This window comes from Nocardioides sp. LS1, assembly GCF_003865225.1.
Lineage (GTDB): Bacteria > Actinomycetota > Actinomycetes > Propionibacteriales > Nocardioidaceae > Nocardioides > Nocardioides ginsengisegetis.
The window spans coordinates 1,145,157-1,163,378 of the sequence record NZ_BIFF01000002.1 but is presented as its reverse complement, the minus strand read 5'-3'; the positions used below and the strand labels follow the sequence as shown (position 1 = coordinate 1,163,378).

At 72.8% G+C, this 18,222-nt stretch carries 14 protein-coding genes; 9 read left to right on the top strand and 5 right to left on the bottom strand.

Features of this window, described 5'->3' with window-relative positions; all coding sequences use genetic code 11:
- Both EJF31_RS10490 and EJF31_RS10485 read left to right on the top strand, forming a co-directional pair.
- On the top strand, positions 1 to 1,422 hold the full coding sequence (locus EJF31_RS10490; RefSeq protein ID WP_260430761.1) for an MFS transporter: 1,422 nt from the start codon (positions 1 to 3) through the stop codon (positions 1,420 to 1,422).
- 69 nt (positions 1,423 to 1,491) lie between these two features.
- A complete protein-coding gene (locus tag EJF31_RS10485) occupies positions 1,492 to 2,709 on the top strand; it encodes a M15 family metallopeptidase (protein ID WP_125036991.1) in 1,218 nt (405 codons plus the stop codon).
- Between the two features lie 15 nt (positions 2,710 to 2,724).
- Here the strand turns inward: EJF31_RS10485 and EJF31_RS10480 are convergent, their stop codons facing one another.
- Entirely contained in the window at positions 2,725 to 3,606 is an 882-nt protein-coding gene (locus tag EJF31_RS10480; protein ID WP_221767520.1) for an alpha/beta hydrolase, read from the bottom strand.
- Positions 3,607 to 3,680: 74 nt separating this feature from the next.
- Between EJF31_RS10480 and EJF31_RS10475 the strand changes: the two genes are divergently transcribed.
- The 5 genes from EJF31_RS10475 to EJF31_RS21835 all read left to right on the top strand — a co-directional run bounded on the left by EJF31_RS10475 (position 3,681) and on the right by EJF31_RS21835 (position 10,027).
- Positions 3,681 to 4,646, top strand: coding sequence for an NADPH:quinone oxidoreductase family protein (locus EJF31_RS10475; protein ID WP_125036990.1), 966 nt, complete (start codon positions 3,681 to 3,683; stop codon positions 4,644 to 4,646).
- Between the two features lie 28 nt (positions 4,647 to 4,674).
- Entirely contained in the window at positions 4,675 to 6,612 is a 1,938-nt protein-coding gene (locus tag EJF31_RS10470; RefSeq protein WP_221767571.1) for a M13 family metallopeptidase, read from the top strand.
- A 116-nt stretch (positions 6,613 to 6,728) separates the two neighbouring features.
- Positions 6,729 to 7,259 (top strand): hypothetical protein, encoded by a 531-nt coding sequence (locus EJF31_RS10465; RefSeq protein WP_125036988.1) that lies wholly within the window; start codon positions 6,729 to 6,731, stop codon positions 7,257 to 7,259.
- A 67-nt stretch (positions 7,260 to 7,326) separates the two neighbouring features.
- Positions 7,327 to 9,432, top strand: a complete 2,106-nt coding sequence (locus EJF31_RS10460; RefSeq protein WP_125036987.1) for a RecQ family ATP-dependent DNA helicase — start codon at positions 7,327 to 7,329, stop codon at positions 9,430 to 9,432.
- Positions 9,433 to 9,502: 70 nt separating this feature from the next.
- Positions 9,503 to 10,027: a hypothetical protein gene (locus tag EJF31_RS21835; RefSeq protein WP_185736198.1), complete on the top strand. Its 525-nt coding sequence runs from the start codon at positions 9,503 to 9,505 to the stop codon at positions 10,025 to 10,027.
- Positions 10,028 to 10,046: 19 nt separating this feature from the next.
- Here EJF31_RS21835 and EJF31_RS10450 read toward each other — a convergent pair whose 3' ends face one another.
- The 3 genes from EJF31_RS10450 to EJF31_RS10440 all read right to left on the bottom strand — a co-directional run bounded on the left by EJF31_RS10450 (position 10,047) and on the right by EJF31_RS10440 (position 14,043).
- A complete protein-coding gene (locus EJF31_RS10450) occupies positions 10,047 to 11,297 on the bottom strand; it encodes an acyltransferase (RefSeq protein WP_125036986.1) in 1,251 nt (416 codons plus the stop codon).
- The gene (locus tag EJF31_RS10445; RefSeq protein ID WP_125036985.1) at positions 11,294 to 13,273 is read right to left on the bottom strand and encodes a glycosyltransferase family 2 protein; all 1,980 of its coding nucleotides are present in this window, start codon (positions 13,271 to 13,273) and stop codon (positions 11,294 to 11,296) included. The genes EJF31_RS10450 and EJF31_RS10445 overlap by 4 nt, the downstream gene beginning before the upstream one ends.
- A 281-nt stretch (positions 13,274 to 13,554) precedes the next feature.
- Positions 13,555 to 14,043, bottom strand: coding sequence for a glutathione peroxidase (locus tag EJF31_RS10440; RefSeq protein ID WP_125036984.1), 489 nt, complete (start codon positions 14,041 to 14,043; stop codon positions 13,555 to 13,557).
- Positions 14,044 to 14,149: 106 nt separating this feature from the next.
- Here EJF31_RS10440 and EJF31_RS10435 point away from each other — a divergent pair, with 106 nt between their 5' ends.
- The gene (locus EJF31_RS10435) at positions 14,150 to 16,888 is read left to right on the top strand and encodes a DEAD/DEAH box helicase (protein ID WP_260430758.1); all 2,739 of its coding nucleotides are present in this window, start codon (positions 14,150 to 14,152) and stop codon (positions 16,886 to 16,888) included.
- A complete protein-coding gene (locus EJF31_RS10430) occupies positions 16,888 to 17,577 on the top strand; it encodes a hypothetical protein (protein ID WP_125036982.1) in 690 nt (229 codons plus the stop codon). The genes EJF31_RS10435 and EJF31_RS10430 overlap by 1 nt, the downstream gene beginning before the upstream one ends.
- Positions 17,578 to 17,594: 17 nt before the next feature.
- Here EJF31_RS10430 and EJF31_RS10425 read toward each other — a convergent pair whose 3' ends face one another.
- Complete coding sequence (locus tag EJF31_RS10425; protein WP_260430757.1) at positions 17,595 to 18,197, bottom strand: TetR/AcrR family transcriptional regulator; 603 nt, start codon at positions 18,195 to 18,197, stop codon at positions 17,595 to 17,597.
- Positions 18,198 to 18,222: the final 25 nt, after the last annotated feature.

The following is an 18,222-nucleotide window of genomic DNA, read 5'->3' as shown; positions in this document are numbered from 1 at the left end:
GTGGGCGAGCTCCTGGAGGCCGGCGGGGTCCGGATGGGCACGCCCGCCGGACGGGCCGTCGTGGCGGCTGCCCTGCTCGGCTCGGGCATGACGATGCTGGACGGCACGGTCGTCAACGTCGGGCTCCGCACGATCGGCGCGGACCTCGACGCGACGCTCGCCGAGCTCCAGTGGGTCTCCAACGGCTACCTCCTCTCGCTGGCCAGCCTGATCCTGCTCGGGGGCTCGCTGGGCGACCGGTTCGGTCGCGTGCGGGTGTTCAACGTCGGGACCGTCGCCTTCACACTCGCCTCGGTGCTGTGCGGGCTCGCGCCGACGCCGGAGGTGCTGATCGCGGCCCGCGTCCTGCAGGGGGCCGGCGCGGCGCTGCTGATGCCCGGCAGCCTCGCGATGATCCAGGGCGCCTTCGTGCGGGACGACCGGGCGGCCGCGATCGGCGCCTGGTCGGGCCTCGGGGGCATCGCGGCGGCGCTCGGTCCGTTCCTCGGCGGCACCCTCATCGAGTACGCCGACTGGCGCTGGATCTTCTTCATCAACGTCCCCATCGGCGCGCTGAGCGTGGTCGTCGCGACCCGGTCGGTGCCGGAGACGCTCGACCCGCACGCCCCGGCGCGGTTCGACGCGACCGGGGCGCTGCTCGCGTGCCTGGCGCTCGGCGGGACGACGTACGCGCTCATCGAATGGGGCCGGCCCCTCGTGCCCGTGGCCGTGGGGGTCGCGGTGCTGGCGGCAGTGGCGTTCGTGCTCGTCGAGCGGCGCAGCGACCACCCGATGCTGCCGCTGGGGATCTTCGCCGACCGCACCTTCAGCAGCGCCAACGCGATGACGCTCCTCGTCTACGCCGCCCTCGGTGCCGTGCTGTTCTTCCTGGTCCTGCAGCTCCAGGTCGTGGTCGGGTACGGCGCCCTCCGCGCCGGCATCTCCAGCCTGCCGATCACGGTCTGCATGCTGCTGCTGGCCCGGCGCGGTGGCCGGCTGGCGTCGCGGATCGGTCCGCGGATCCCGATGACCCTCGGACCGCTGGTGATGGCGGCGGGGGTGCTGCTGCTGACGCGGGTGGGCCCGGGGTCGACGTACGTGCTCGACGTGCTGCCGGGCATCACCGTCTTCGGGCTCGGCCTGCCGCTGCTGGTCGCGCCGCTGACGGCCACGGTGCTGGCGGCCGCGCCCGACGAGCACGCCGGCCTCGCGAGCGGGGTCAACAACGCGGTGGCCCGGGCGGGATCGCTGCTGGCCGTCGCCGCGCTGCCGCTGCTGGTCGGACTCCGGGGTGACGACTACGCCGACCCGGCCGTGCTCGACGACGCCTACCGCTCCGCGATGGTGGTGTGCGCGGCCCTGCTCGTGCTCGGCGGGTTGCTGTCGTGGGCGACGATCCGGACTCCGGGGGGCCTGGGCAGGTCCGGCGGCAGGTCGCGGTGACGTCACGATCGGCGGAGCGACCCGCACGGGTTGCCCACCCGACCTAGTCTGACCCGTGAGGGAGGGCACATGCCGAACGCGCGCGCACTGGCGGCACTGCTGCTGCCCCTCGCCCTGCTCACGACGGCCGGCTGTGACGGGAAGGCCGCGGCCAAGGACCCGGCCACCAGCCCGGCGGCCGCGACGTCCGGTGCGGGTGACCCGGGCACGAGCACCAGCCCCGTCGCCGACGCCGACCACGCGGTCGACCCGCCCGGCAAGCTGAGCGGCCGGCTCTACGCCGCCGACATGCTCGTCTACAGCCAGGACACCCTCAGCCCCGCGGTCGTGGAGCGGATCAAGCACCTGAAGGGCGTCACCCGCGTCGAGAGCCTCTCGATGGCCCAGGTCAGCATCGAGAACCACGCCCTCAACGTCGCGGCCGTCGACGCGGGCACCTACCGCAACTGGACGCCGTACGCCTCGGCCACCACGCAGGCCGTCTGGGACCGGGTCGCCGGCGGTGAGGTCGCGCTGCTCCCGGAGCTGAAGAAGCGGTTGCCGATCACCGGCAAGGGCTACCTCCAGCTCGGCTCCAGCAAGGACGCCCCCGAGCTGCACGTCGGCGCGTTCGCGCCGCAGATCCCCAACGCCATCGACGCCGTCGTCAACGAGAAGTGGGCCGACTCGCTGGGCATGAAGAAGGACAACGCGCTGCTGATCTACACCGGCAGCACGTCGCCGTCCTCGCTGCGCAAGCCCGTCGAGAAGGTCGCCGGCACGACCGCGTCGGTCCAGAGCCTCGACATCGTCGCGCGCGCCGGCCTGGACATCCACGCCAAGCAGACGGCGTTCCTCGTCGGCTCGGTCGCCGACGCGGTCGGCACCTTCAACTACACCGTGCTCGGCGGCGGCCGGATCGCGCCGGAGGCCTCGTGGGTCGCCTCCCACATCGCCACCGAGCAGGTCCCGATCCTGGGCAGCGTCACCTGCAACCGGCTGCTCTTCCCCCAGCTCACGGCCGCGCTCAACGAGGTCGTCGACCAGGGGCTGGCCGACAAGATCCACCCCGACGAGTACGCCGGGTGCTACTACCCGCGCTTCATCGCCGGCACCACGACGCTGTCCAACCACTCCTTCGGGCTCGCCCTCGACCTCAACGTGCCCGGCAACCAGCGCGGCACCGTCGGCGAGATGGACCGCCAGGTCGTCGCGATCTTCGAGAAGTGGGGCTTCACCTGGGGCGGCCGGTGGCACTACACCGACCCGATGCACTTCGAGATGAACTCGCTGGTCAGCCCCCGCTGAATCCACGCGTGAGTCTCAGGCGGGCGACGTACGACGCCTGATCTGCCCGGCGACCATCTCCATGGTCCGCCGCGCCCGCTCGAGGTCGTGCGAGAGGAAGTAGTGGTCGGCGCCGGGCGTCATGTCGGAGACGACCTCGACGCCGGCGTTGCGCAGCCGGGCGGCGTACTTGTCGCCGTCGGCGCGCAGGGTGTCCCGCTCGGCCGTGAGCACGACCGCGGGTGGCAGGGCGCGCACCGTGTCGGCCAGCAGCGGCGAGGCGTAGGGGTCCGCGCGGGTCGCGGGGTCGGGGAAGTAGACCCGGCGCACGAGCCTGCGCAAGGCGGGCGAGATCATCCCGGGCGCCCCGGTGTCGACCTCGGTCGCCACGTCGAGGGCCGGGACGCCGAGGACCTGCAGGACCGGCGCGAAGGAGCCGCGGTCGCGCGCCTGCAGGCAGGTGGCAGCCGCCAGCGCGCCGCCGGAGCTGAGGCCGCCGACAGCGACGCGGGCCCCGTCGATGCCGTGGTCACTGCCGCGCGTGGCGAGGTGGGCGGCGGCGTCGTGCGCCTCGTGCTGGGCGACGGGGTACTGCACGTAGGGGCCGGCGCGGAAGTCGACGTTGGCCACCACGACGCCCGCCCGGGAGGCGACGTACCGGCACCAGAAGTCGTCCATCTGCGGGTAGCGCATCAGGAAGGCGCCCCCGTGGAAGTGCACGTAGGCGCCGAGGGCGCGCCGGGCCGCGCGGACGGGGCGGTAGAGGTGGACCGGCACGTGGCCGTAGCGGGTGGGCACGCGGACCCTCTCGGGCTCCGGCAGGTCCTCGCCGGCGAAGCGGAGCTCGTCGCCGTAGCGGACGGTGAAGCGGGCGAGTGCGTGCATGAGCCCGGCACGGAGGGCGTCGTCGATCCTCACCTGTGCCGTTCGGAGCCGCTCGCGGATCGGATGGGCCGGTCGGCGAGCGGGCGCCGGTCGGTAGCGTGCCGGGCATGCGCGCCGTCCAGGTCATCACGCCCACCGGTCCCAGCGATCTCCAGATCCGCGACGTCGCCGAGCCGACGCCCGGCCCCGACGACGTGCTCGTCGAGGTGCACCGCGTCGGCATCTCCTTCCCCGACCTGCTGCTGAGCAAGGGGCAGTACCAGCTCAAGCCCGAGCCGCCGTTCACGCTGGGCGTGGACTTCGCGGGGGTCGTGGTCTCCGGGGGCGGGCTCGCTCCGGGGACGCGGGTCGCCGGAGTGGCGCCGTACGGCGCTGCCGGCGAGCTGGTCAGCAACCCGGCGGTCTCGACGTTCGCGCTGCCGGACTCGATCACCCTCGACGAGGGGGCTGCGCTGCCGATGAACTACCTGACCGCGCAGTTCGCGTTGGCCGAGCGCGGCGACCTGAAGGCCGGCGAGACCGTGCTCGTGCACGGCGCGGCCGGCGGCGTCGGCACCGCGACCATCCAGGTCGCGAAGGGCTACGGCGCCCGCGCGATCGCGGTCGTCTCGACCGAGGAGAAGGCCAAGGTCGCGCTGGCGGCCGGCGCCGACGAGGTGGTGCTGCTCGACGGCTTCAAGGACAAGGTCATGGAGCTGACCGGCGGCCGGGGCGTCGACATCGTCCTCGACGTGGTCGGCGGCGACGCCTTCACCGACTCGCTGCGGGTGCTCGGGGCACGGGGGCGGCTTCTCGTCGTCGGCTTCGCGTCCGGCCAGGGCATCCCCGAGGTCAAGGTCAACCGGCTCCTCCTCAACAACATCGACGTCCGCGGCGTCGGGTGGGGCGCCTACGCGATGATGCGGCCCGGCTACATGCACGAGCAGTGGGCCGAGATCCTGCCGATGATGGAGTCGGGCGTCATCAAGCCGCCGATCGGGGCGACGTACGCGCTCGAGGACTTCGGGCAGGCGCTGGTCGACATGGATGAACGCCGCACCCTCGGCAAGTCGGTCGTCCGGGTGCGCGACTGACCGATCGGTTACGGTCGGTCCCGTGAGCATGCTGGATGACGCCCGACCGGGCATGAACCCCGACATCCGTCCCCAGGACGACCTCTTCGGACACGTGAACGGGCGCTGGCTCGACGAGACCGAGATCCCCGCCGACCGCTCGAGCTGGGGACCCTTCGTCCAGCTGGCCGACGTGGCCGAGGAGCAGGTCCGCCGGATCATCGAGGACATCGCGTCCGCCGACCCGGCGTCGCTGGACGACGAGGCGCGCAAGATCCACGACCTCTACGCGTCGTTCATGGACACCGAGACAATCAACCACCGCGGGCTGCGCCCCGTCCGGCCGCTGATCGACGCGGTCGCCGCCCTGCGCGACACCCGCGACCTGGCGGCGTTCCTCGGCGAGTTCGAGCGGATCGGCGGGCACGGCCTCTTCGGCAGCTACATCGCCACCGACAACAAGGACTCCGACCGCTACCTCTTCCACCTCGTGCAGGGCGGCCTCGGGCTGCCGGACGAGTCCTACTACCGCGACGACAAGTTCGCCGAGGTCCGGGAGAAGTACGTCGCCTACCTGACCCGGCTCCTCGGCCTCGCCGAGCACGCCGACCCGGCCGGCGCCGCCGCGACCGTCCTCGCGATCGACACCAAGCTGGCGGCCGGCCACTGGGAGCGCGCGGAGACCCGCGACGTCCAGAAGACCTACAACCTCACGACGATGGCCGAGCTCAAGGAGCTGTGCCCGTCCTTCGACTGGGACGCCTACATCCGCAACCTCGGTGGCAACGAGCAGACGGCGGCCGAGTCGTGCGTGCGGCAGCCGTCGTACTTCGCGCACCTCTCGACGGTGCTCGACGAGGTCCCGATCGAGGACTGGAAGGCCTGGATGGTCGTCCACGTGTTGCGCTCGGCGGCGCCGTACCTCACCGACGACTTCGTCGAGACCAACTTCGACTTCTACGGCCGCACCCTCAACGGCACCCCCGAGCTGCGGGCCCGCTGGAAGCGCGGCGTCTCGCTCGTCGAGGGCGCCATCGGCGAGGCGGTCGGCAAGCAGTACGTCGAGCGGCACTTCCCGCCGACCTCCAAGGCGCTGATGGACGACCTGGTCGCCAACCTGCTCGCCGCCTACCGGCAGTCGATCTCCCAGCTGGACTGGATGACCGACGAGACGAAGGAGCGGGCCTACGAGAAGCTCGCGACCTTCCGGCCCAAGATCGCCTACCCCGACACGTTCCGCGACTACTCCGCGCTGCAGGTCTCCTCGGACGACCTGCTCGGCAACGTGGCGGCGGCGTCCGGCTTCGAGACCGACCGCGAGCTGGCCAAGATCGGCGGGCCGGTCGACCGCGACGAGTGGTTCATGCTGCCGCAGACGGTCAACGCCTACTACAACCCCGGCACCAACGAGATCTGCTTCCCCGCCGGCATCCTGCAGAAGCCGTTCTTCGACCCCGAGGCCGAGCAGGCCGAGAACTACGGCGGCATTGGCGCCGTGATCGGGCACGAGATCGGCCACGGCTTCGACGACCAGGGCGCGCAGTACGACGGCGCGGGCAACCTCAACGACTGGTGGACCGCCGACGACAAGGCGGCCTTCGAGGTGAAGTCCAAGGCCCTGATCGAGCAGTACGACGCCTTCGAGCCGCGCGCGCTGCCCGGCGAGCACGTCAACGGTGCGCTGACCGTCGGTGAGAACATCGGCGACCTCGGCGGCCTGACGATCGGCCACACGGCGTACCTCATCGCGCAGGGGGGCTCGGCCTCGGTCGAGGACCGCCAGAAGCTCTTCATGAACTGGGCCTACTGCTGGCGGACCAAGCGCCGCAAGGAGCAGGAGCTGCAGTACCTCACCATCGACCCGCACAGCCCGCCGGAGTTCCGCGCCAACATCGTGCGCAACCTGGCGGAGTTCCACGAGGTCTTCGAGACCGCCGAGGGTGACGGGCTCTGGCTCGACCCGGACCAGCGCGTCCGCATCTGGTGAGCCGCTGACCGAACGACACACCGAACCCCTCGGATCCGCCCCTCCCGGGCTGGATGCGAGGGGTTCGGTGTGTTCGGCGGTCGTCACTCCTTGCGCAGGGTCGTAATCTTGATTACATGATTACGAACGAATCCCTGGAGCGGGTCCGCGGCTGGTTCACCGGCCGCCTCCCCGCCGACTGGTCGGCCGGGTCCGAGGGCCCCGCCGAGGTCACCGTCGACCGTGAGGAGATCACGGTCCTGCTCGCCGTGCCCGACGTCGAGCTCGCCGCGGACGCCTCCGACGCCGAGCGCGCCGAGGCCCGCGCCGGCCGCGCCAAGGCGTTCCGCGAGGAGACCCGGGACGCCCGCATCGCCATCGCCCGCGAGGCCGAGCACCGCTTCGAGCGCAAGGTCTCGTGGGGCGTCCACGTCGGCGACCACGCCGAGCTCTGGACGCACGTCGCGGCCCCCGTCATGACCCGCCTGCGCCAGCCGCAGCGGCTCGTCCTCGACACCCTCGTCGACGCCGGCGTGGCCCGGTCACGCTCCGAGGCGCTGGCCTGGTGCGTGCGGCTCGTCGGGCAGCACGAGGAGGACTGGCTCGCCGAGCTCCGCGACGCGATGGGCGCCGTCGCCGACGTACGCAGCAAGGGCCCGGCAGCCTGAGGCCGATCCTGCGGACCCCTGTGGATGCGGTACGCCGACTGTCGGGACGCGCTGGTAGACAGGCGGCATGAGCCCCACCACGACCGACGCCCGTGACCGCGCCGAGGAGCACCTGCGGGCGCTGGTCGGTCGTGACGACGCGCGCCTGCGCGAGGACCAGTGGACGGCGATCGAGGCGCTCGCCGTCGACCGCCGCCGGTCCCTCGTCGTCCAGCGCACCGGCTGGGGCAAGTCGGCGGTCTACTTCGTCGCCACCCTGCTGCTGCGCGAGGCCGGGGCCGGCCCGACGGTCATCGTGTCCCCGCTGCTCGCGCTGATGCGCAACCAGATCGAGGCGGCCGAGCGGGCCGGCATCCGCGCGGTCACCATCAACTCCACCAACATCGAGGAGTGGGAGCCCACCCAGGAGGCGATCCGGGCGGGCGAGGTCGACGTGCTGCTGGTGAGCCCCGAGCGGCTCAACAACCCCGGCTTCCGCGACGAGGTGCTGCCACGGCTGGCCGCGACCTGCGGCCTGCTCGTCATCGACGAGGCCCACTGCATCTCCGACTGGGGCCACGACTTCCGCCCCGACTACCGCCGCATCCGCACCCTCCTGGGCGACCTGCCCGAGGGCATCCCGGTGCTCGCCACGACCGCCACCGCCAACGCCCGGGTCACCCAGGACGTCGCCGAGCAGCTGGGGGTCTCGACAGGCTCGACCACCGATGGCGTGCTCGTGCTCCGCGGGTCGCTGGACCGCGAGTCGCTGCGGCTGGGCGTGGTGCGCCTCAAGACCGCCGAGCAGCGGCTGGCCTGGCTGGCCGACCACCTTGCCGAGCAACCGGGCTCGGGGATCATCTACTGCCTGACGGTCGCGGCCACCAAGGAGATCGCCGACTACCTCCGGGCACGCGGCCACGACGTCCAGGCCTACTCCGGCCAGACCGACACCACCGAGCGGCAGGCCCTCGAGCAGGACCTCATCAACGGCCGGGTCAAGGCGCTGGTGGCGACCAGCGCGCTCGGCATGGGCTTCGACGCGACGCTCGGCTTCGTGGTCAACATGGGCGCGCCGGCGTCCCCGGTCGCCTACTACCAGCAGGTCGGCCGCGCCGGCCGCGGCACCGATGAGGCCACCGTCGTGCTGCTCCCCGCGATCGAGGACCGCGACATCTGGGCCTACTTCGGCTCGCTCGCCTTCCCGCGCGAGGAGCTGGTCCGCCAGACCCTGGCCGTGCTCGCCGACTCGCCCAAGCCGATGAGCACCGCCACGCTGGAGACCTACGTCGAGCTCAACCGCACCCGCCTCGAGACGATGCTGAAGGTGCTCGACGTCGACGGTGCGGCCCGCCGGGTGCGCGGGGGCTGGGAGGCCACCGGCGAGCCCTGGCAGTACGACGAGGAGCGCTACCGCCGCGTGGCCGAGGCCCGCGAGCGCGAGCAGCAGGCGATGCTCGACTACCTCCGCACCGACCGCTGCCGGATGCTCTTCCTCCGCGACCAGCTCGACGACCCCGAGGCCACCGCCTGCGGCCGCTGCGACAACTGCGGCGGGCTCGCGCTGTCGGCCGAGGTCAGCGAGAGCGCGGTGGAGGAGGCCGGGGCCCGGCTGTCCCGCCCCGGCGTCGTGCTGGAGCCCCGCAAGATGTGGCCCACGGCGCTGGCCAACCTCGGGGTCGACCTCAAGGGCAAGATCGCCGACGGGGCGAGCGAGGGCCGCGTGGTGGCCCGGCTCACCGACCTCGGCCACGGCCAGGCCCTGCGCGAGCTCTTCAAGCCCGGCACGCCCGACGGGCCGGTGCCGGTGCCGTTGGCCCGCGCGGTGGTCGACGTCCTGGGCGACTGGCGACCGCGGGTCGACGCGATCGTGGTGGTGGAGTCGGCGACCCGGCCCACCCTCACCGCCGACTTCGCCGACGGGCTCTCGCGGTTCCTCCGTGTGCCGGTGGCCGGCCGCTTCGCCATCGTGGACCCGTCGGTGGCCCCGGGCCAGGGGGCGATGAACAGCGCCCAGCGGGTCGCGGCCGTCGGCCGCCGCTACGTCCTCGAGGCCGAGGGCCTGGAGGGCCAGGCCGTCCTGCTCGTCGACGACCTCGTCGCCACCGGCTGGACGATGACGCTCGCCGCCCGGGCGATCCGCCGGGCGGGAGCCACGGAGGTCAGCCCGCTGGCGCTGGCCTCGGAGTCCTGAGGCGGGGCCGCTCAGGTCCGGGCCGCGGTTGCCGATGACTCCGGCACCACCACTCGGAAGGTAGGCCCCCGTGATCAAGCCCCGTCATCTCCTCGTCCCCGCCGCGACCGCCGCCCTGGTCCTCACGGCCGCCGGCGCGTTCGCCGGCCAGGAGTCCGCCAAGGACGCCGCCGGTGATGCGCCCTCGACCGCGGACATCACCCGCGTCACGGTGACCAACGGCGACAAGACCTTCACCGTCCGGGTGAAGCTGCACAAGGCCTCGGCCGAGCGGACCCACGTCGTGGCCACGCTGGCCCCGGCGACCGAGGGCGCGCCGACGTACGTCGTCCGCACGGTCGAGACCGGTCAGGGCAAGAAGGTCGGCGCGACCCTCGAGACCACGGCCGCCGGCGCGACCGAGGCCACGGCCGTCGACTGCGCCGGCATCAAGGCCGCGGTCTCCTCCGGCCGCAACGGGCAGGTCCACGTGCGCGTGCCGCAGTCCTGCTTCGGCGACGACGCCGGCGACTTCACCGTCGACGTCGTCACCGTCACCGGGGCCGGCGACGTCTCCGACGAGACCGACGACCCGATCGAGGTCGAGCAGGGCTGACCCGTCGACGCCGGGACGGTCAGGCCCGCGCGGGCTCCTCGGAGTCGTCCTGCTCCAGCGCGTCCGGCGACAGGTGCGCGTAGTAGTCGCGCGGCCGGCCGTCCTTGTCGATCATGCTGAGCATCCGCAGGCCCGCGGCCTCGACGGTGCGCGAGCTCAGCCACGCCAGCGCCAGGCTCGGGCCGATCACGATCGCGAACGTGATCATGAACCACGCGCCCGGGCGCGCCGCAGGGAGCAGACCCATCCAGCCGACGAGGCGCATGACCGGCTCGTGCAGGAGGTAGACGCCGTAGCCCAGCCCGCCGACCCAGGCGAGCGGCTTCCAGTCCAGGATCCGGGGCCACGGGCCGTCGTTGAGCACGATCGCGGACATCGCGACGGCGAGGGTGAGGGCATAGAGCGGGTGCCACCACTCGGTCGCGTTGGAGTCGAACGGGCGGACCATCACCAGCACGCCGGTGGCCGCGAGGCCGACGACGACCGCGGCGATCCGGGCCGGGCGTCCCAGCCGCACGCCGGCCGCGGCGAGGACCGCGAGGCCCATGCCGATGCCGAAGTCGGCGCCGCGGGACAGCGGCGAGAACCACACCGACCAGTTGGTCGGGTCCTGGTCGGTCAGCACGACCGACCAGAGCAGGTCGCCCAGGCCGACCAGCGTGGCCAGCACGGGTAGCACCGAGACCACCGCGAGGCGGCCGGCGCGCGACGTCGTACGACGCACCGCGCGGTTGACGAACGGCACGGCCAGGGCCATCAGCACGTAGAAGTGGAACTCCACGGCGAGCGACCAGGCCGGCCCGTCGGTCCAGAAGATGTAGGTGTCGCTGTAGACGTGCGTGAACGTCAGGTGCGTCAGCAGGTCCTGCCAGTGGCCGGGCCACACGGGGTTGGTGAGCCCCCACACGATCAGCACGATCGTGAAGTAGAGCGGCACCAGCCGCGCGAGCCGGCGGTAGAGCAGCACCCGGCCGGGGCGCCCCTCGCGGCCGTCGGCGGCGGCGCGGGCGACCGGCAGCCACAGCACCAGGCCGGACAGCACGAAGAACATGTCCACGAACAGGTCGGTGCCGAGCATCAGCTGGTGGGCCGTGCCCGACCACGGCCAGACGGACGTCGGTCCGGTGCGGTTGTTCTGGTAGGCGTGGAAGAACACCACGAAGAGGGCGGCGAGACCACGCAGCCAGCCCAGGGGGTAGACCGGGCGCGCGGGAGCGGGCTGCGCCTCGGTGGGGGTCTGGCGTCGGGGGTGGAGCTGGGTGACCGTCATGCTGCGACCTCCTGGGAGGTGGAGTCGGCGGGGGCGTCGCTGGTGCCGGCGCTGCTGGCCGTGCGGGGGGTGACCACCCACTGGTGCTCACCGCGCATCTGCTTGAGCTGGGCGACGCGGTTCACGAGGTTCTTGGCCTCGGTGTAGAAGACGAGGTTGGCGATCGCGGCCATGACGAACCACCGCGGGTGGCGGCGCATCTCGGGCGCGGCGAGCCGCCAGGCTGCCAGCGTCTGGAGCGGACCGGAGACGGTCACGAACAGCGAGATCAGCAGGAACATCGGCGAGCCCATGTCGATCCCGCCGTCGCGCCAGGCCAGGAAGCCGAGCAGCGGCCACGCGGACATGGCGATCCACGGGTAGAGCTCGCGCCAGCCCAGCAGGTAGACGACGCCGAGCTTCTGGCGCAGCCCCAGGTGGGGGGAGCGCAGGGTCGACACGAGGTGCCGCATCGAGACCTGGAACCAGCCCTGGGCCCAGCGGATCCGCTGGTTCCAGAGCGCCTTGGGGGTGTCGGGGGCCAGCTCGTGGCTGACCAGACCCGGGTCGTTCACGATCCGGCCGCCGGCCTCGAGCACGCGCATGGAGGCCTCGATGTCCTCGGTGAGGAAGGAGCCGCGCAGGCGGATCCGCTCGAGGGCCGAGGCACGCCAGTAGCCGTTCGAGCCGCCGAAGATGCCGAACCCGAAGGCCGCGGCGCGGCCCGGGTGGGCCACGGCGTAGATCTGCTCGAACTCGACGGCGACGAGCTTGGCCATCGCGGAGTCGGCGCCGTTGCGGATCACGCAGTGACCCTGGACGACGTCGGCGGGGTCCTCCGGGTCGCCGATCCAGCGCCAGGCGCGGTCGAAGGAGCCGGGCGCCGGGTGGTGGTCGGCGTCGAAGATCCCGACGAACTCGCCCTCGGCGACGCTGAGCGCGGCGTTGACGTTCTGCGCCTTGGAGGTGCTGTCGGCGACCTTGAGCACCGTCAGGTCCTCGTGCTCGAGCTCGAGCGCCCGGAGCTCGCCCTCGACGTCCAGCGGGACGGGGGTGTTGTAGGCGAGCACGATCTGGAGCCCGCCGGAGTAGCCCTGCTCGAGGAAGCGGTGCACGGTCTCGACGATCGTGTCGGCCTCGTTGGGGAGGTACGCCGCGATGACGGCCGTCGCGCGGGGCGTCGGCTCACCGGTGGCGTCGGGCAGCTTCGGCGGATCCAGTGCGAAGGAGCACTCGGTCCAGATGGTCAGGGCGGTCAGGCCCAGGGCGCCGACCAGCACCCAGTAGACCGCGCCGGAGACGTCCAGGCCGATGGCGTAGAACGCCACCAGCAGCAGGAACGGCATCACGACGGTGCCCACGGTCGCGGCGAGGACCTGGCGGCTGAAGGTGAACCCGTTGATCACCGGCGTGCGCTGGTTGGCGTGCAGGCCGAGCTGACGCGGCTGCAGGTCGCGCTGGCGCGTCGACTCGGCCGCGGCCGTGGTCGCGTGCTCCTCGGCGGCGCGGGCGTCCTGCTTGCGGGTGATCGGCGCCCAGCCGACCCCGAGGTCGGTGACCCCGGCCCGGTCGGCGCGGTCGTCCAGCTGGTCGGTGAGGACGTCGAAGACCTCGATGGCGTGGTAGGCCATCTCCTGCAGTCGCACCGGACGGGCGGCACGGTCCTCGTGGCGGAGCCGGAGGACCAGCTTGCCCCCGGGCGTCGCGGCGACGATCTCGCCGGGCTGCAGGTGACGGGTGAGCCGCTCGGCGGCGGCCCGGACCGTCGCGGGCTCGGGCCGCACGGGGGTGTTGACGTCGCCGTCCGGCGCGGACCAGACGGGGTCGATCACGGCGACGATCTCGCGTCGACGGATCGGGACCCCCGGCCGCGTGTCGGCGGGCAGCTCGAGGACGTCGGTGTGCGTCCCGACCCGGCCCGCCGTGTCGGCGGTCGCGCGGGTCTCGGGACGCTGGTCGGCATGGCCAGGATGGTCTGGGTGACGAGTGTGGGTCACGGCGGAACCTTTCGGTCGACGGACGTGCTGCTGGCACCGAGAGTCGAGGCGGGTGCGCGGACGTGGGTCCGGCCTCCCGGAAAGGCGCGCTGCGTGAGTCGCGCTGCAGAACTTGATCTTCCACCGTGACCAACGGGGCTGCCGGGTGCAAGTTCCGGGTGAGTGGCCCACCTCACGAAACGGCGGATCCCCGCGGGGATCCGCCGTGCGGCGCCCTCGAAATGGGTCGGCCGTCACACGTCAGAGGGGCGGGAGAATCGTCGGCCAGCCGACGGATCTCCTCAGGCGATGAGCTGCTGGATCGCCTGCACGACGAGGGCGTCGTCGGGCTGGACACCGGGGTTGAAGCGGGCCACGACGTTGCCGTCGCCGTCGATGAGGAACTTCTCGAAGTTCCAGGTGATGTCGCCGGCCTCGCCCTTCTCGTTGGGGACCTGCACCAGGTCGTCGTAGATGGGGTGCCGCTCGTCGCCGTTGACCTCGATCTTCTCCGTCAGCGGGAAGCTCACGCCGTACGTCGCGGAGCAGAACTCCGCGATCTCCTCCGAGCTTCCGGGCTCCTGGCCGCCGAACTGGTTGCAGGGCAGGCCCACCACGGTGAAGCCGTGGGCGGCGTAGTCCGCCTGCAGCTGCTCGAGGGCGGTGTACTGCGGCGTCAGCCCGCACTTGCTGGCGACGTTGACCAGGAGCGCGGGCTTGCCGCCGGTGATGTCGCCGAGGGTGGACTCGGTGCCGTCGAGGCGGGCGATCGGGTGCTCGAGGAGGCTCATGTCCTCGAGCCTAACCGGGCCGCCCGAGAGGTCTCGAGGAACGAACTGTCCCCGGCGCCCGTTAGCGTCTGAGTCCCGCACCGCGCCCGCCCGTCTGGAGGCCCGCTTGTCCTTCGTCCCCGTCACCGGGCCGGCGACCTTCCGGGCCGCGGATCCGCCGCGCGAGGGAGTCGTCGAGTTCAGCGACGACCGGAGGACCGTGGCGCTGCCGATCCGGGCGGCGCTGCCGGTGCTGACCAAGGCACACGCGCGTGACGACCTGCACCCCTCGGTCGGACTGCTCTCCGGGGCGGTGCTGCTCGGGATGAGGCTGGTCGCCGCCGGCAAGTTCGAGCCCGCACCCGAGGCCCGGAGCTGGCGGGTCACCGAGCTCGGCGACGACGACACCGACCGGCTGGAGATGCTGGCGAGGTCGACGGCCCACGGGGCCCTCGACGCCGCCGGCGCGGAGGGGCTCATCCGGCAGGTGCTCGACGCGGTCGCCGACGCGATGCCGCGCAGCGCCCCGGTCGCGGGCAGCACACCCCGGGCGGGTCGTCCCGCACCGCGGCGCCGCGGTCCCTCCGACGACTACGCCGCCCGGCTCCAGGCCCGGATCGACCGCCACCGCTCGCTGGCCGCCGACGACCGTCCCCACCTCGTGACCCTCTCGCTCCGGGTCGAGGCGGACGAAGAGGAGCTCGTCGCCGGCGCGGTGCGCCTCGTGCTCCAGGTCCACGACGAGCGCAACCACCTCATGGTCTGCGACGCCGGGGTGCTCTGGACCGAGTCGGGCCCGGGCGCGAGCCACGGGTTCGGCGACCGCGCCCGCACCCACGCCAGCATCGCCCTGCGCGCCGCCGCGGACGCCTGGCCCGTGCTCGACCGGCTCCTGGAGCTGCGCGTGCCCGACGAGATCACGCTCGACACCGACGAGCTGGTCAGCCTCCTCGACGTCGGGGTCGGGGCGCTCAAGGAGCGTGGCGTCGACGTGATGTGGCCCAGGAGCCTGGGTCGCGACCTCACCGCCACCACCGTCCTCGACCGGGCCAAGGCGCCCGGCCCGCCCCGCGAGGGCGACCTGGTGCCGACGATGTTCGGACCCGAGACCCTCTTCGCCTTCAACTGGCAGATCGCGCTCCACGGCGACTCGCTCACCGAGGAGGAGATGGACCAGCTCGCCAGCTCGGCGACCCCGATCCTCAAGCTGCGCGGCAACTGGACGGTCATCGACCCCGCGATCGCCCGGAAGGCCCGCAAGCGGCTGGTCCGGACGGTCAAGCCGGTCGAGGCGGTCGCGGCGGCGCTGACCGGGGTGGTCCAGGTCGAGCACACCGAGGAGCAGGTCGTCGTGGGGGCCTCGCTGCTCAAGGTCCGCGAGGAGCTGGTCACCGCCGCCACCCGGACGCCGGTCGAGCCGCCCGCCGGGCTCGAGGCCACGCTGCGTGACTACCAGCTCCACGGGCTGACCTGGCTGGTGGAGATGACCTCCCTCGGCCTCGGCGCCTGCCTGGCCGACGACATGGGCCTGGGCAAGACCGTCACGCTCATCGCCCTGCACCTCCACCGCCACCAGCACGGCGCGACCGGGCCGACGCTGGTCGTGTGCCCCGCGAGCCTGCTCGGCAACTGGGAGGCCGAGATCGAGCGGTTCGCCCCCGGCGTGCCCGTCCGCCGCTTCCACGGGACGCAGCGCTCGCTCGAGGGTCTCGACAAGCTCGACCACCGGAGGGACCCGGGGTTCGTGCTCACCACCTACGGCACCATGCGGGTCGACCACGAGACCCTGGCCGGCGTCGGGTGGGACCTCGTGGTCGCCGACGAGGCCCAGCACGTCAAGAACGCCCGGTCCTCGACGGCCCGCGGGCTGCGGGCGATCCCGAGCCGGGCGCGCGTCGCCCTGACCGGCACCCCCGTCGAGAACAACCTGACCGAGCTCTGGGCGATCCTCGACTGGGCCACGCCGGGGCTGCTCGGCAGCCGGATGGCCTTCCGCAAGGTCTGGGCCGGGCCCATCGAGTCGGGCCACGAGCCCACCAAGGCGCGCCAGTTCGGCGACCTGATCCAGCCGTTCCTGCTGCGCCGCAAGAAGTCCGACCCCGGGATCGCCCCCGAGCTGCCGGCCAAGACCGAGACCGACCACCCGCTGGGGCTGACCCGGGAGCAGGTCGTGCTCTACGAGGCCTTCGTCCGCGACACGATGGACCGCATCGAGCGCGCCGACGAGGAGATGCGACGCGGCCTGGTCCTGGCGCTGCTCACCGGCCTCAAGCAGATCTGCAACCACCCCGCCCACTTCCTGAAGCAGGCCTCGAGCCGGCTGGCCGGGCGCTCGGAGAAGCTCGACCTCCTCGACGAGCTGCTCGGCACGGTCCTGGCCGAGGACGGCGCGGTGCTGATCTTCACCCAGTACGTCGCCATGGCCCGGCTGCTCGAGAGCCACCTGACCGCGGCCGGCATCCCCCACCAGTTCCTCCACGGCGGCACGCCGGTCCGCGAACGGGAGGCGATGGTGCGCCGCTTCCAGAGCGCGCCCGACGAGCAGCCCGTCCCGGTCTTCCTGCTCTCGCTCAAGGCCGGCGGCACCGGCCTCAACCTCACCCGCGCCGACCACGTCATCCACTTCGACCGCTGGTGGAACCCCGCCGTCGAGGAGCAGGCGACCGACCGGGCCTACCGGATCGGCCAGACCCGGCCGGTCCAGGTCCACCGGCTCATCACGAAGGGCACGATCGAGGAGCGGATCGCCGAGCTGCTGTCCCGCAAGCGGGCGCTCGCCGACTCGGTGCTGGCCCGGGGCGAGGCGGCGCTGACCGAGCTCAGCAACGACGACCTGCGCGACTTCGTCACCCTGCGGAGCGACTGATGGCCGGCCCGGTCGTGCACCCACGCGTGGCCGCACGCCGCGGTGCCGCGCGGGCGACCCGCTGGTGGGGCAAGGCGTGGGTGCGGGCCGTCGAGGAGGCGGCGTACGCCGAGGACGACCTGGCCCGCGCCCGGGCGCTGTCCCGCTCGGGCCGGATCAGCGCCATCACGACCCGGCCGGGCGAGTTCGTGGCGGCCGTCGAGGGCGACCACGGCCTGTGGACCGTCGCCGGCACGGTCCCGGTGCTCGACGGCGCGGCCGCGGAGGCGCTCGTCGAGACCGTCGCCGCGGAGTCCGGCCGGGTGGCCGCCCTGCTCGGCGGCGACCTGCCGCACGACCTGGTCGAGCACGCTGAGGAGTCCGGGGTCGAGCTGCTGCCCTACGGCGGCGAGCTCGGCTCCAGCTGCCCGTGCGAGGCCTGGGTCGACCCGTGCGTGCACGCGCTCGCCGTCCTCTACCAGCTCGCGTGGCTGGTCGATGCCGACCCGTTCGTGCTGCTCCAGCTCCGCGGGCTGCCGCGCGACGAGCTGCTGGCCCGGCTCCACCAGCGCTCCGACGACACCCCGGCGGACGACGACGGAGAGCGCGACGTCGAGGCCGGGCTCGACGCGGCGCTGCGGGCGGCGCGGGTGCTCGACCTGGTCCACGACCCGGAGGACACCGACGCGCCCGTGGGCCACCTCTTCTAGGCGCCGCCCAGAAGGGCTCAGTAGTCGTCGGGGACGCCGAGCGCCCCGAGGGCCATCTGGCGGAGCAGGTCGTGCATGGGCAGGTCGGGCAGCAGGCCGCTGTGCGGGGTCGAGTTGATCAGGCCGAACGCCGCGTGCGCCATCGCCCGCGCGCCGTCCTGGTCGAGCTCGGCGTGGACCCGCCGGAGCTGTCCGGCCCAGAGGTCGACGTACTCCCGCTGGAGGGCGCGGACCCGCTCGCGGGCCTCGCTCGGCAGCGACTGCCAGTCGCGGTCCTGGACCACGATGAGCGGGCGGTGCCGCAGAGCGAAGTCGATGTGCCACTCCACGAGGGCGCCGATCGCACCTCGCGCGTCCGCCGACTGGGCGACCCGCTGCTCGCCGACGGTGAGCAGCTCCTGGCTGATCGAGACCAGCATCTCGGCGAGCACGGCGTCCTTGGAGACGAAGTGCTTGTAGAGGGCGGGACCTGAGATCCCGCAGGCGGCCCCGAGGTCGGCGACCGAGACGCCGTGGAAGCCGCGCGCCGCGAAGAGCTCGGCCGCCGTGGCGAGGATCTGCTCGCGACGGGTCGGCGGGGTCTCGGGCGGCGGCGCGCTGTCGGTCGCCTCGATGGTCACGCGATCTAGGTTAGCGGTCGTTAAC